Raw genomic sequence first — 14,877 nt, forward strand, 5'->3', positions numbered from 1 at the left:
TGGGCGGCGGACAAATCGGTATGGTCGGTGCCGGACCTGCTTTGCTAAGCTTCGCGTGCCGGGTGACATGACTGATGGAGAGAGCGTGAGCGACAGCGAGCGTTTCGATCGCGATTGCGCGTGTCAATTCCGGTGCCCGGCATGAGCGATGGCCTCGCCGCGCTGACGGCCCAGGTCCGTGGCGATCTTGCCAGGATCGCCCATCCCAGCATGCCATGGCTGACGCCCGTCGTCGGTCCCGATGGCCGGCCTGCGCGCGATGTGCTGATCGTCGGCGGCGGCCAATCGGGTCTTGCCACCGCCTTCGCGCTGCTGCGCTCGCGCGTCAGCAACATTCTCGTGCTCGACAAAGCCGAGGCAGGCCGCGAAGGACCGTGGCTCAGCTATGCGCGCATGCCGACCCTGCGCAGCCCGAAGGACTTCACCGGACCCGATCTCGACATCCCCTGTCTGACCTATCAGGCGTGGCACGAGGCGAAGTTTGGCGGCGAGAGCTGGCGCAATCTTGATCTGATTCCGCGCGAATATTGGGCAGATTATCTCGCCTGGTATCGCGAGGTGCTCGACCTTCCCGTGCGCAACGGCTGCGAAGTCGTCGATATCGCACCGGCCGCTGACGGACTGCTGCAGGCGACACTGCGCAGCAAGGATGGTGAGACGACGATCTATGCCCGCAAGATCGTGCTGGCGACCGGGCAGGAGGGGATGGGCGATTGGAGCATTCCGGAGCCGCTGCGCCATTTGCCCGCAACGCGCTGCGCCCATTCCGGCGCCGAGATCGATTTCGACAGCTTGCGCGGCCGCCGCGTCGCCGTGATCGGGGCCGGTGCCTCGGCGTTCGACAATGCGGCGGCTGCGCTCGAATCCGGTGCGAACAGCGTCGATCTGCTATGCCGCCGCACGGAAATCCAACTGATCCAACCCTATCGCTGGCTGACGTTCCGTGGTTTCCTGCGGCATTTCTCCGAACTCGACGACGTCTGGCGCTGGCGTTTCATGCGCGCGGTCCTCGAGTTGCGCGAGGGCTTTCCGCAGCACACCTATGATCGCTGCGCCCGTCATGCTGCGTTCCACCTGCATGAGGGCGCGCCTGTGCTGATCGCGTGCGAAACGTCAGAGGGAGTCGTGCTGCGGACACCGCAAGGCGAAGTCACAGTCGATTTCGTGGTCAGCGCGACGGGCATCTCGATGGACTTCGCAAAGCGTCCGGAGCTGCAGCGCTTTGCCGCCAACATCGCGCGTTGGTGCGATCGCTACACGCCCGATGCCGGCGAGCGCAACGACCGGCTTGGCGCCTTTCCCTATCTCGCCGACGACTATGCGCTGTGCGAGCGTGTGGCTGGCCGGACGCCGTGGATCCGCGACGTCCATGTGTTTGCCATTGCCTCGACGATGAGCTTCGGCGCGTCGGGATCTTCCATCAATGCAATGACCACCGCGGTGCCGAAGCTCGTGCATGGGCTGACGCGCGGGCTGTTCAAGGCCGACATCGACAAGCATTGGGCCAACTTCCAGGCCTACGATGTGAAGCAGGCCGAGGTGCGCCGTGGCACGTGATTTGCTGCTGAACTCCCATCTGATGCGCTTCCATCTGATGTGCTTGCGTCGCCGGTGACCGCTGGCAGGGTATTTCAGTCCCGGATTTTGAGACCAATGAGGGAACAAGGGCGATGAGTTTCGAGATGTCCAAACGTTCGTTGTTCGCTGCGCCCGCCTTGCTCGCGGTGATGCTGGCTGCGCCATCGGCGCATGCGCAGAGCCGCGCCGAGACTCTGCGCTATGTCACCGGTGCCACCGTCAACACGCTCGATCCGAACATTCCGGGCTCGACGCGCGAGGCCTTCGCGCTGTCGATGTCGAGCTACGACCGGCTGGTGTCGTTCGGCCGCAAGCAGCTCAATGGTAAGTGGGTGTTCGATCTCGACACGATCACCGGCGAGCTCGCTGAATCCTATCAGGTCAGCTCTGACGGTTTGAAGATCACCTTCAAGCTGCGCCCCGACGCCAAGTTCCAGGACGGCTCGCCGGTGACGGCCGAGGACGTCAAATGGTCGCTCGACCGCTGCGTCACCGCGCCAATCCTCGGCAAGGCGCAACTGCTGACGGGCTCGCTGACGTCGGCCGATCAGTTCAAGGTCATTGATCCCCTGACGTTCGAAGTGACCTTGCCGAAGCCGGACAAGCTGGCGCTGCCGAATCTCGCGACCGTCTATCCGATCATCATCAACTCCAAGCTCGCCAAGGCGCATGCGACGGCCGAAGACCCATGGGCGCTGAACTGGACCAAGGAGAACGCGGCCGGCAGCGGTGCCTACATCGTCGAGACCTTCAAGCCCGGCGAGCAGGTGATCGCCAAGCGCAGCGAGGCCTGGAATCGCGGCGCGCCGGACAAGCCGGCGGCGTTCAAGCGCCTGATCATCCAGTCGGTGCCTGAACCGGCGACGCGCGCCAACCTCGTGGAGCGCGGCGACGCCGACCTCGTCATCGACCTGCAGGCGAGCGACGTGCAGTCGCTCGAAGGCAAGGGCAAGCTGAAGGTGATCTCGACGCCGCAATACAACGCGGTGACCTTCATCTCGATGAACAACACCATCCCGCCGTTCGACAACGTCAATGTGCGTCGCGCCATAGCCTACGCGCTGCCCTATGACGACATGTTCAAGGCGGCCTTGTTCGGCCGCGGCGCGCCGCTCTACGGCGCGACGTGGGCCGACGGCAAGCCGCCGAGCGGCGGCTATCCGATCCCGCAGCCGATCAAGCTCGATCTGGAGAAGGCCAAGGCCTATCTGAAGAACGCCGGCATGGCGGACGGCTTCTCCACCACCTTCAGCTTCAATGTCGGCCAGGCGGCGACCGCCGAGCCGATGGCCGCGCTGGTCAAGGAATCGCTCGCCAAGATCGGCATCAAGGTGGACATCCAGAAGCTGCCGGATGCGCAGATGTCGACCGCGATCAACGAGAAGAAGCTGCCGTTCTTCACCGAAGGCATCGTCGCCTGGCTGCCCTCGACCGACTACTTCTATCGCAACTTCTACACGGGCAAGCAGCGCTGGAACTATTCCTCGACTGACAATGCCGAGCTGGAGAAGATCGCGCAGGAGGCGCGCTTCGAGGCCGACAAGGCGAAATATGAAGAGCAGGGCAAGGCGCTCAACGCCATCCATTTCGACCAGATGTTCCAGATCCCGATCTGGCAGGCGGCGCAGGACGCGGTGATGCAGCCGACGGTGGACGGCTACGTCTACCAGTTCACGCGGCAGGTCGATTATCGTAACCTGAGTCGCAAGTAACGGGGACGGCTGATAACCATGGGCACGATCGTCGCAACCTTGGCTCGGGCGGGACGACGCTTCGTCTCGTCGCTGCCGGCGCTGTTCGGGGTCCTGGTCTTCACCTTCCTGCTGATGCGCGTGCTGCCGGGGGATCCGGCCGTGTTCTTTGCCTCCGGCCCCAATGCCGGCCAGGAGGAGATCGAGGTCATCCGCCGGCAGCTCGGGCTCGACAAGCCGCTGCCGAACCAGCTCGCGATCTATCTCTACGACGTCGGCCGCGGCAATCTCGGCCGCTCGATGATGACCGGGCAGGCGGTCGCCAAGGATCTCAAGGAGCGGCTGCCGGCCTCGCTCGAATTGACCCTGACGGCGCTGCTGATCGCGCTGGTGTCGGCGGTGCCGCTCGGCGTGCTGGCTGCGCTGCGGCCGGGCTCGCTGGTCGATCACGGCGTGCGGCTGTTCTGCTCGCTCGGCGTCTGCGTTCCGACCTTCGTCTCCGGTCTGCTGCTGATCTACGTGTTCTATTATCTGCTCGGCCTGGCGCCGGACCCCACGGGCCGCATCGATATCTTCGCCACACTGCCGCCGTCGCGGACCGGCTTCCTGATCATCGACTTCCTGCTCGCCGGCGATGTCGAGGGCTGGTGGGCGGCGGCCCGGCAGCTGATGCTGCCGGCACTGACCATGGCGCTGTTCGTGATCGCGCCGCTGGCGCGCATCACCCGCGCCTCGATGCTGGTGTCGCTCGGCAGCGACTTCGTGCGCACGGCGCGCTCGGTCGGGCTGTCGTGGTGGCGCATCGTCGTGACCTATGCGCTGAGGAACGCGATCCTGCCGGTCATCACCATCGCCGGGATCGTGTTCTCGACCATGCTCGGCGCCAATGTGCTGGTGGAGAAGGTGTTCTCCTGGCCCGGCGTCGCCTCCTACGCGCTCGATGCGCTGCTGGTCTCCGACTACGCGCCGGTGCAGGGCTTCGTGCTGCTGATGGCGACGATCTTCGTGATCGTCAATCTGCTGGTCGATGTACTCTATGGCATCGCCGATCCCAGGGCGACGGTGGCGTGAGCATGAGCACGATCGAGGCCTCGTCGACCCTGCGCCACACTGCCTTCGTGCTGCGCGGCAATCCGGTCACCGCCGTCGCGGCTGGCGGTGCGCTGCTGCTGGCTCTGATCGCGATCTTTGCGCCGTGGCTCGCGCCCTATGATCCGGTCGTCTCCGACGTACCGCAGGCGCTGCAGCCGCCGAGCGCGGCGCACTGGTTCGGCACCGACCAGCTCGGTCGCGATGTGCTCAGCCGCCTGATCGTCGCGAGCCGGCTCGACCTCACGATCGCGGTGACGGCGGTTGCTGTGTCCTTCGCGCTCGGCTCGGTGATCGGTGCACTCTGCGGCTATGCCGGCGGCCGGCTCGACAAGGCGGTCGGCCGCTTCATCGACGTCCTGATGGCGTTCCCGCTGTTCGTGCTGGCGATGGCGATGGTCGCCGCGCTCGGCAACCGCGTCGAGAACATCGTGATCGCGACCGCGATCATCAATCTGCCGTTCTACATCCGCTTCGCCCGCGCCGAAGTGAACATCCGCCGCAATCTCGGCTGGGTCGAGGCCGCGCGGGCCTGCGGCGAGAGCCATGTCGCGGTCGTGCTGCGCTTCCTGTTGCCGAACGTGCTGCCGGCGATGGCGGTGCAGATGTCGCTCAATCTCGGCTGGGCGATCCTCAATGCCGCGGGCCTCTCCTTCATCGGCCTCGGCGTCAAGCCGCCGACGCCGGAATGGGGCATCATGGTCGCCGAGGGCGCGCGCTTCATCTCCACCGGGCGCTGGTGGCTGGTGGCGTTTCCCGGACTTGCGCTGATGAGCGCGGTGCTGTGCTTCAATCTGCTCGGCGACGGCCTGCGCGATATCCTCGATCCCCGGATGCGCACATGACGGGCGAATTGAAGATGATCAGCGTGGCGCATCCGAGGATGAGAACGTGAGCGCACCGCTGCTCGAGGTCGAGAACCTCAAGGTCTCCTTCTCCACCCGCCGTGGCATCGTCGAGGCCGTGCGCGGCGTGTCTCTTTCGCTGGCACCGGGTGAGATGCTTGGCCTCGTCGGCGAGAGCGGCTCCGGCAAATCGGTGACCGGCTTTGCCATCACCCACCTGCTCGACAAGGCCGGCCGCATCACCGACGGTCGGATCCGCTTCAAGGGCCAGGACATCACCCGCGCCGGCGGCGCCGATCTGCGCAGCCTGCATGGTGCTGCGATGGCGATGATCTTCCAGAACCCGCGCGCGGCGCTCAATCCCATCCGCACCGTCGGCCAGCAGATTGCGGATGCGATCCTTGCGCATAGACGGCTGTCGCGGCAGGAGGCGCAGGCCGAGGCGCTGCAACTCTTGAAGGCCGTGCAGATCCGCGATCCCAAGCGGCGCATGAGCGCCTATCCGCATGAGCTCTCCGGCGGCATGTGCCAACGGGTGATGATCGCGATCGCGATCTCCTGCAGCCCGCAGCTGCTGATCGCGGACGAGCCGACCACCGGCCTCGACGTCACCACGCAGAAGGTGGTGATGGACCTGCTCGCTCATATCGCCGGCGACCGCGGCATGGCGACGATCCTGATCACGCATGATCTCGGGCTGGCCGCGCGCTACTGCGCGCGCGTCGCGGTGATGGAGCAGGGCAGGCTGGTCGAGGAGGCCGAGCCGCTCACGCTGTTCCATCGGCCGCAGCACCCCTACACCAAACGGCTGGTCGCGGCGTCGCCGACGGCGACCTCGCGCATCGAGGATCTGGTGCCCGATGGCGAGAGGCTTCCGTTGGTCGAGATAAGCGAGCTGCCGCCTCCGCCGCACGGCACGCCGCTGCTGCTCGACGTCAGGACTGTCAGCAAGCGTTTCGACGACGGCACCGTGGGCGTCGCGGACTTCTCGATGACCATGCGCGGCGGCGAGAGCGTCGGCCTGGTCGGCGAGAGCGGCTCCGGCAAGAGCACGACGTCGCGCATGATCTGCCGGCTGATCGATGCCAGCGCCGGCGAGATCCTGTTCGACGGCCAGTCCATCGGCCAGATCCCGGCGCGCGACTTCCACCGTTCCGAGCTGCGCAGGGACATCCAGATCGTCTTCCAGGATCCGAACGACAGCCTCAATCCGCGCTACACGGCGTTCGACTGCATCGCCCATCCGCTGCTGCGGCTGATGAACATGCGCAGCGGTGACAAGCTGCGCCAGCGCGTCGAGGAATGCGCCGAGCGTGTCGGCCTGCCGCGCGAGCTGCTGTCGCGCTTTCCGCATCAGCTCTCTGGCGGGCAGAAGGCGCGCGTCGGCATTGCCCGCGCAATTGCCTGCAAGCCGCGGCTGCTGGTGCTGGACGAGCCGACCGCGGCGCTCGACGTCTCCGTTCAGGCCGTGGTGCTGCAGCTCCTGAACCGGCTTCGGCGCGAGGACAACCTCGCCTTCCTGTTCGTCAGCCACGATCTCAATGTCGTGCGCATGATGTGCGACCGTACCATCGTGCTGCGCACAGGCCTCATCATCGAGCAGGGCGAGAGCCGGGCGCTGTTCGCCAATCCGCAGACCGACTACACGCGCGAGCTGGTCGACGCTGTCCCGCATATCGACCCGCCGATGGCGCTGGCACCGGCCTGATCCTCGTCCATAACAATCGATTATGGACGGCGGACAACTTGGTATTGGGGCCGCGATCGGCGGAGCTGTTAGTTTGTGCGCATCGCCATCTCAGGTCATCAAAGGGTTGGATCGCGCGTCATGACGGAGCTGATCGAAAGGCTGCAGAGCGCCGTCGGCGCAGCGCATGTTCTCGTCGCAGCCGAAGATCAGGCGCCATATCTGCGCGACTGGCTGGGCAAGTATCGTGGCGCTGCCATCGCCGTCGTGCGTCCTGCGTCGACGGCAGAGGTCTCCGCGGTCATGGCGGCCTGCGCCGAGGCCCGCGTCGCCGTGGTGCCGCAGGGCGGCCACACGAGCCTGTCCGGCGGCGCGACACCGGATGCGAGCGGCGGGGCGATCGTGCTGTCGCTGGCGCGGATGAACCGCATCCGCGCGCTCGATCCCATCGGCCAGACCATGGTGGTCGATGCCGGCGTCGTGCTGGCGAAGGTGCAGGAGGCCGCCGGCGCGGCCGGCCTGCTGTTTCCACTCAGCCTCGGGTCCGAGGGGAGCTGCACCGTCGGCGGCAATCTCGCGGCCAACGCCGGCGGCGTCGCCGTGCTGCGCTATGGCGTGATGCGCGAGCTCACGCTCGGCCTCGAAGTGGTGCTGCCGGATGGCCGCATCTGGGACGGCCTGCGCGCCTTGCGCAAGGACAACACCGGCTATGCGCTGCGCGATCTCTTCATCGGCTCGGAAGGCACGCTCGGCATCATCACTGGCGCGGTGCTGAAACTGTTTCCGCAGCCGACCGCGCGCGCCACGGCCTTCGTCGCGCTCGCCGATGCGGCCGCCGCGCTGGAGCTGCTGCGGCTGTCACGCGCCCATTGCGGCGATCGCCTCACTGCATTCGAATTCCTGACCTCGGCGACGCTCGACATGATCCTGTGCCAGATCCCGGATGCGCGGCTGCCGTTCACGGCGCTGCCCGACGCAGCGGTGCTGATCGAGCTCAGCGACATCAGCGACGAGCCCGCGCTGACGGCGCGTCTCGAAACCGCGCTAGCTCAGGCGATGGCGGAAGGACTTGCCTCCGACGCCGTCGTGGCCCAGGACGGCATCCAGGCCAAGGCGTTCTGGCGCGTACGCGAGAGCGTGTCCGAGGCGCTGGTGCGCGAAGGCAAGGCGCTGAAGCACGACGTCGCGGTGCCCGTGGCCGAGATCGCCGATTTCGTCGGTGTCATGGATGCGGCGGTCGGCGCTGCGCTGCCCGGCATCCGTCCCATGGTGTTCGGCCATCTCGGCGACGGCAACCTGCATTACAATCTGATGCGGCCGCTCGACATCAGCGAGGACGAGTTTGACGGGCACGGTCCGCGGATCACTCGCCTCGTCCACGACGAGATCACCCGCCGCCGCGGCTCGATCAGCGCCGAGCATGGCATCGGCCAGCTCCGCACCGCGGAGATGCCGCTGTGCAAGCCACCGCTCGAGCTCGAACTGATGCGTCAGCTCAAGCGCGCGCTCGATCCGCATGGTCTGATGAACCCGGGCAAGCTGCTGCCGAACGTGTAGTCGGTGCTGACGTCGCGTTCGTCCAGCCAGGACCGGTGTGACGTCAGCCTGGGTTCTGTCGGGTCTGCGCGACAGTTGCACGGGTTCCCTTCAGGAAGAGACCGTCGAGTGCTGTCTCAACTGCGCGCGTGAAGCGAGGATTGTTCGGCAGCTCGGTGCCGAACACCGATGTGACCGAGAACAATGCAGGCGCAAGCCGGCCTGCAACCGGGCCGGCGTCATCCGCCAGGGCCCGCAGTCTGGCCGCCAGCGGGTCGCGCAGCGCGATCGGCTGGCGGTGTTCGTCGGTGCCGCTGACGTAGCGCATCCACCCGGCGACGGCGAGCGCGAGGCGGGTGATCGGCTGGCCGCGGGCGAGCCGGTCGCTGATGGTGCCGAGCAGGCGCTGCGGCAGCTTCTGCGAGCCGTCCATCGCGATCTGCGCTGTCAGATGCTTCAGCGCCGGATTGCGGAAGCGTTGCAGCAGTGCGGCGCGATAGGCTGTCACGTCGAAGCCGCCGAGCGCGGGCAGAGTCGGCGTGACCTCGTCGCACATCATATCCTCGACGAGGCCGGCGAGGTCGGGCTCGGCCATGGCCGCGGCCACCGTCTCGCAGCCCATGAGATAGCCGAGATAGGCGATCGTCGAGTGCGCGCCGTTGAGCAGCCGCAGCTTCATCAGCTCGAACGGCGCGACGTCGCGGACGAACTGCGCGCCGCTGATGTCCCACGCCGGGCGATCGCCGCCGAAATCATCCTCGATGACCCATTGGCTGAACGGCTCGGTGACGACGGGCCATGCCTCGTCGAGGCCGAGCGCGGTGCTGACATCAGCGCGGTCGGCGTCGGTGGTGGCCGGCACGATGCGATCGACCATGGTCGAGGGGAAGCGGACCTCGTCGGCGATCCAGCGGGCGAGGTCGCGGTCAACCAGCTCGGCGAAGGCGATGACGAGGCCGCGCAGGGTATGGCCATTGGCCGGAAGATTGTCGCAGGCCAGCACCGTGTAGGGCGGCAGGCCCTGCTGCCGCCGCAGCCGCAGGCCGCCGACGATGAATCCGAGCGTGCTGCGAGGATGCGTCAGGTGACCGCTGTCGTGACGGATGTCGGGATCATCGGCGCGCAGCGTGCCGGTCGCCGGATCGTGGTTGTAGCCCTTCTCAGTCACCGTGGTGGAAACGATGCGCACGGTGGGATCGGCGAGGCGTGCGAGCAGGCCGGCCGGATCCTCCGGCGCGACCGCAAGGCCGGTGAGCGCGCCGATGACGCGCCGCTGCTGGCCGGCGCCGTCGCTCGCGGTCACGCTGTAGAGCCCGCCTTGCGGCGCGAGCGCGTCGCGCGTGTCGGGCGAGCGCAGGGAGACGCCGAGGATGCCCCAGCGCGGATCGTCCTTGAGCAGCGCATCCGTGTAGACCGCCTGGTGGCCGCGATGGAAGGCGCCGAGGCCGAGATGGACGATGCCGGTCGCGACCGCCGTGCGATCGTAGTCCGGCCTGAGGATGCCGGCGGGCAGGCGGTGGAGCGTTGAGGGGCCGAGGCGGTCCATGGCGTATCGGCTCGTCAGAAGATCAGCTGCACTTTGCAGCATTCGGTCTGGTTGTGCTCGAACGTCTCGAATGCGGCGGCGTAGGCGTCGAGCCCGAAGCGGTGGGTGATCAGACGCTCGGGATGCAGCGTGCCGCGCGCGAACCAGTCGACGACCTTGGCGAACTTGCCGCTGTTGAGCCTGGAAGCGTGGATCGCGAGCTCCTTGGCGGTCACCTTCTGCTGCACGATGGTCGACGGCTCGGCCGAGAAGCCGAGCAGACCGATGCGTGCCGCAGGCGAGGCGATCTCGATGGCCTCGGCGAGAATGGCGGGATGGCAGGCGGCATCGATGATCAAGGTCGGCGTCACATCGGCCGCGGCGAGGGCCTCGGGCAGGGCGGTGCTGGCGGTGTTGATGACGCGGTCGGCGCCGTTGTGCCGCGCCGCTTCGAGCCGGGCATCGATGCGATCGGTGACGATCAGCTGCTTCACGCCGTAGACGTGCTTGAGCACCTGGATCACGGTCAGGCCGATCGGGCCCGCGCCATAGACCAGCGCCACGTCAGAGGCGAACACGCGGGTGTGGTCGCTGATGTTGGCGGCGATCGAGAACGGCTCGACCAGCGGCGCCTTGTCGTCGTCGACGCTGTCCGGCAGCAGATGCGCGTTTGCGGCCGGTACGCAGGCATATTCCGAAAAGCCGCCGTCGCGGTGGACGCCGAGCACGGCGAGTTCAGCGCAGACATTGGGGCGGCCGACCGAGCAGGGATAGCAATGGCCGCAGGCGACGACGGGGTCGACCACCGCGCGGGCGCCAAGCTTGGCGTCGACGCCGTCGCCGAGCTTGTCGATGCGGCCAAAGAATTCATGGCCGATCACGCGCGGATAGCGCGCGAACGGGTTGCTGCCGTGCAGGATATGGATGTCGGAGCCGCAGATGCCGGCCCGCTCGACCTTGATGCGGAGCTCGCCCGCGGCGGGCTCAGGGACAGGGCGCGTTTCGATCGACAGGCGGCCGGGCCGCTCCACCACGAGGCTCTTCACGCGTCCCTCCATCCCCTTCAGTGCTCATCTCGATCGCGAGCCGGCGTCGTATAGCAACCTCATAACTTGGATACAAGTTATCTATTGAAACCTATTTTGGTATCCCTTATAGGCTTCGGTTACAGGAATGACATACAAAAGGCCCCACAGCGGGCCGGCAGGGGAGGTTTGCCAATGTCTTCAGCCACATCCATGTCCCGTCGAAGCTTCGTCGGCACCGCGCTCGCGGGGGCCTCAGCCCTGGCGTTTGGACCGGCCCACGCCCAATCCGCGAAGTATCGCCTGCGTTACGGCACGGCGTTTCCCGCCACCCATCCCGGCGTCGTCCGCATCATCGAGGCGTCCGAGCTCATCAAGAAGCAGACCAATGGCCTAGTCGACCTGCAGGTCTATCCGAACAGCCAGCTCGGCAGCGAGCCCGACATGTTCTCGCAGGTGCGCAGCGGCGCGCTCGACTTCATGTCGACGTCAGGTGTGAACCAGACGGTGGTGCCGATCGGCGGGATCAATGCGGTGGCGTTCGCGTTCGAGAGTTACGACCAGGTGTGGTCGGCGATGGACGGCGATCTCGGCAACCATGTGCGCGGCGAGTTCGCCAAGGTCGGCCTGCACGTGCTCCCGAAATGCCTCGACAATGGCTATCGCAACATCACCTCCGGCGCCAAGCCGATCGCCTCGCCCGACGATCTCAAGGGCTTCAAGATCCGCGTGCCCGGCAATCCGTTGTGGGTGACGCTGTTCAAGACGCTCGGCGCGGCGCCGACGCCGATCAATTTCGGCGAGCTCTATGCGGCCCTGCAGACCCGCATCGTCGACGGCCAGGAGAATCCGCTGGCGCTGATCCAGAGCGCCAAGCTCTACGAGGTGCAGAAGTACATCGCGCTATCAGGCCATATCTGGGACGGCCACTACATCTTCGCCAATGCAGCGCGCTGGAATGTCATGCCTGCCGACGTCCGCGACGCCATCACCGCGGCGCTGTCGGAGGCCGCCGTCAAGGAGCGCCAGGACATCCAGGGCTTCAACGAGAAGGCGCAGGCGGACATGCAGGCGGCCGGCGTGACCTTCAACAAGGTCGACACCAAGCCGTTCCGCGACGCGCTGCGCACCGCCGGCTTCTACACCGAGTGGAAGACCAAGTTCGGCGCCGAGGCGTGGGACCTGCTGGAGAAATCGGTCGGCCAGCTCTGAGCGAGCTGCCGTTGCATCCCTGATGCATGTCCGCATGCGCGGACATCAGCAGGATCTTGCGGGGAGGGTGGAATGGCCGTTGACCTGACCGCGACGACCTCGGTGCCGTCGCATGGCGCCTTTGCGCGTTTCGATCATCTGCTAGGCCGCGCCGTCGAGGCGCTGGCCGCCGCGATCGTGGTCGCCGAATTGGTCCTGCTCGGTGCGGCCACGGCCGCGCGCTACGTGTTCAATGCTCCGCTGATCTGGTCCGACGAACTCGCCACCGTGCTGTTCGTGTGGCTGGCGATGCTCGGCGCCGTCGTCGCATTGCGACGCGCCGAGCACATGCGGCTCACCGCCTTCGTCCGCAATCTGTCGCCGGCGTGGCGGGCGCGCACCGACGCGCTCGGCCTGATGCTGGTCTGCACCGTGCTGGTCGTGCTGGTGATGCCGTCCTGGCACCACCTCGAAAGCCACCTGATCAGCCAGATGCCCGTGCTCGAGATCAGCGAAGGCTATCGCGAGGCCGCGATGCTGGTCGGCGTGCTGCTGATGCTGCTCACCGCGGTCGACCGGCTGATCCAGCAGGCGAGCCTCATGCAGGTCGTCGGCGCTCTGGCCCTGGTGCTCGCCGGTGCGGGGGCGCTCTATGCGGCCGCACCTGTGCTGGAGGATCTCGGCAACTACAATCTGTTCATCTTCTTCTTTGTGCTCGTCGCCAGCGCCATGTTGATCGGCACGCCGATCGCCTTCACCTTCCTGCTCGCCACCGTGGCCTATCTACATTTCAGCACGACCGTGCCGGTCCTGATCGTTCCCGGCCGGGTCAGCGAGGGCATGTCGCACATGGTGCTGCTGGCGGTGCCGATGTTCGTGCTGCTGGGTGCGCTGATCGAGATCGCCGGGCTGGCGCGGGCGATGATCCTGTTCCTGGTTTCGCTCATCGGCCATCTGCGCGGTGGCCTGCAATATGTGCTGCTCGGCGCGATGTACCTGGTCTCCGGCATCTCCGGCGCCAAGGCGGCCGACATGGCAGCGGTTGCGCCGGCGCTGTTTCCCGAGATGAAGCAGCGCGGCAGCTCGGAAGGCGACCTGGTGTCGCTGCTGTCGGCCTCGGCCGTTATGTCGGAAACGATCCCGCCCTCGATCGTGCTGATCACGGTCGGATCGGTGACGGGCGTGTCGATCGCGGCGCTGTTCACCGGCGGGCTGCTGCCGGCGGTGGTCGGCCTGATCGCACTCTCCGTCGTCGTCTTCCTGCAGACGCGCAAGGAGGACATGAGCGGCGCGCAGCGTTTCGATGCCAAGACGCGGCTGCGGCTGTTTGCGATCTCTATTCCCGGTCTCGGTCTGCCGATCGTGATCCGCTCGGCTGTGGTCGAGGGCGTCGCCACCGCGACCGAGGTCGCGGCGATCGGCGTCATCTACACCGTGCTGGTCGGTATCTTCGTCTATCGCCAGTTCGACTGGAAGCGGGTGTATCCCATCCTGGTCGATACGGCCTCGCTGTCCGGCGCTATCCTGCTGGTGGTGGGGGCTGCGACCGGCATGGCCTGGGCGCTGACCCAGTCCGGCTTCTCGCAGCAGCTCGTCGACCTCATGGTGGCCGCGCCCGGCGGCCGCTGGGGCTTCCTGCTGATTTCGGCGCTCGCCTTCGTCGTGCTCGGCAGCGTGCTCGAGGGCGTGCCGGCGGTGGTGCTGTTCGGGCCGCTGCTGTTCCCGATCGCGCGCATGATGGGCGTGCACGAGGTGCACTACGCCATCATCGCGGTGTTCGCGATGGGGCTCGGCCTGTTCACGCCGCCTTTCGGCGTCGGCTTCTATCTCGCCTGCGCCATCGGCCGCGCCTCGCCGGACGAGGTCATCCGCCACGTCTGGCCGCATCTCGCCGCACTCGTCGTTGCGCTGCTCTTGATCGTGTTCCTGCCGTGGATCTCGATAGGCTTCCTGTGAATCGGGTAGACTGCCGTCATGGATGACGATCTGACACCGCTGACACGACTGGACGGCAAGGCCGGCCGGCGGCTCGCCGACCAGGTCTACGAGCGGCTGCTCGAGGACATCGTCTCCGGCGCGCTGCCGCCGGGCACGCCGATGGCCGAGCTCGATCTGTGCGAGCGGCTCGGCGTCAGCCGCACGCCGGTGCGCGAGGCGCTGATCAAGCTCGCCGATGTCGACCTCGTGCGCATCTATCCGCAAAGCGGCAGCGTGGTGGCGCCGGTGTCGCGCGAGGCGTTCGGCGAGGCGCAGTTCATCCGCGAGCATCTCGAATGCGCGCTGGTTGCCGAGGCCGTCCGCTACATCGATGCGACGGCGCTGCGCGAGCTGACCGAGCTGATCGACAAGCAGAAGGCGGCGGCGACGCCGGCGGAGTTCTACGTCCATGACGAGGCGTTCCATCAGACGATCGCCCGCACCAGCCGGCATCCCCATGTCTGGCAGGTGATCCGTCAGACCAAGATCCATTTCGACCGCGTTCGCCATCTGACCTTGATCGAGGACGCCGGCCATATTCCGCTCCTGATCGCGCAGCATCAGGAGATCCTGGACGGGCTGGCCGCCTGCAACGAGGCCCAGGCGGTCGCGGCGATGCGCCGGCATCTGCGCGAGGTGTTTCGCCGCGCTGACGGCATCTTTGCCCGGCAGGAGGAGATGTCGCAGGCCGAACCGCGCACGCGGGCACGGCGGCGGCGCTGATCGCGCGCTT

The 14,877-nt window shown here is 66.7% G+C and carries 11 protein-coding genes; 9 read left to right on the top strand and 2 right to left on the bottom strand.

The window, feature by feature from the left end:
• Positions 1-141: 141 nt before the first annotated feature.
• The 6 genes from ACQR13_RS13615 (at position 142) to ACQR13_RS13640 (ending at position 8,447) form a co-directional block, all read left to right on the top strand.
• Entirely contained in the window at positions 142-1,557 is a 1,416-nt protein-coding gene (locus tag ACQR13_RS13615; RefSeq protein WP_315750316.1) for an NAD(P)/FAD-dependent oxidoreductase, read from the top strand.
• Between the two features lie 113 nt (positions 1,558-1,670).
• The gene (locus ACQR13_RS13620; protein ID WP_315750317.1) at positions 1,671-3,290 is read left to right on the top strand and encodes an ABC transporter substrate-binding protein; all 1,620 of its coding nucleotides are present in this window, start codon (positions 1,671-1,673) and stop codon (positions 3,288-3,290) included.
• An 18-nt stretch (positions 3,291-3,308) separates the two neighbouring features.
• Positions 3,309-4,340: an ABC transporter permease gene (locus ACQR13_RS13625; RefSeq protein WP_315750318.1), complete on the top strand. Its 1,032-nt coding sequence runs from the start codon at positions 3,309-3,311 to the stop codon at positions 4,338-4,340.
• Between the two features lie 2 nt (positions 4,341-4,342).
• Entirely contained in the window at positions 4,343-5,203 is an 861-nt protein-coding gene (locus ACQR13_RS13630; protein ID WP_315750319.1) for an ABC transporter permease, read from the top strand.
• A 46-nt stretch (positions 5,204-5,249) separates the two neighbouring features.
• A complete protein-coding gene (nikE, locus tag ACQR13_RS13635; RefSeq protein WP_315750320.1) occupies positions 5,250-6,911 on the top strand; it encodes an ABC transporter ATP-binding protein in 1,662 nt (553 codons plus the stop codon).
• Between the two features lie 120 nt (positions 6,912-7,031).
• Entirely contained in the window at positions 7,032-8,447 is a 1,416-nt protein-coding gene (locus ACQR13_RS13640) for an FAD-binding oxidoreductase (protein ID WP_434862898.1), read from the top strand.
• A 43-nt stretch (positions 8,448-8,490) separates the two neighbouring features.
• Here ACQR13_RS13640 and ACQR13_RS13645 read toward each other — a convergent pair whose 3' ends face one another.
• Positions 8,491-9,972 (bottom strand): mannitol dehydrogenase family protein, encoded by a 1,482-nt coding sequence (locus tag ACQR13_RS13645; RefSeq protein WP_434862899.1) that lies wholly within the window; start codon positions 9,970-9,972, stop codon positions 8,491-8,493.
• 14 nt (positions 9,973-9,986) lie between these two features.
• A complete protein-coding gene (locus ACQR13_RS13650) occupies positions 9,987-10,997 on the bottom strand; it encodes a Zn-dependent oxidoreductase (RefSeq protein ID WP_434862900.1) in 1,011 nt (336 codons plus the stop codon).
• Between the two features lie 174 nt (positions 10,998-11,171).
• Between ACQR13_RS13650 and ACQR13_RS13655 the strand changes: the two genes are divergently transcribed.
• The 3 genes from ACQR13_RS13655 (at position 11,172) to ACQR13_RS13665 (ending at position 14,867) form a co-directional block, all read left to right on the top strand.
• Positions 11,172-12,188, top strand: a complete 1,017-nt coding sequence (locus tag ACQR13_RS13655; protein WP_434862901.1) for a TRAP transporter substrate-binding protein — start codon at positions 11,172-11,174, stop codon at positions 12,186-12,188.
• A 72-nt stretch (positions 12,189-12,260) separates the two neighbouring features.
• Entirely contained in the window at positions 12,261-14,123 is a 1,863-nt protein-coding gene (locus ACQR13_RS13660) for a TRAP transporter large permease (RefSeq protein ID WP_434862902.1), read from the top strand.
• An 18-nt stretch (positions 14,124-14,141) separates the two neighbouring features.
• Positions 14,142-14,867 carry a GntR family transcriptional regulator gene (locus ACQR13_RS13665; protein WP_315718189.1) on the top strand — a complete coding sequence of 242 codons (726 nt, stop codon included), beginning with the start codon at positions 14,142-14,144 and terminating at the stop codon, positions 14,865-14,867.
• Positions 14,868-14,877 lie beyond the last annotated feature (10 nt).

Origin of the sequence: Bradyrhizobium sp. HKCCYLRH3059 (assembly GCF_051168035.1) — a bacterium.
Classification (GTDB): Bacteria; Pseudomonadota; Alphaproteobacteria; order Rhizobiales; family Xanthobacteraceae; genus Bradyrhizobium.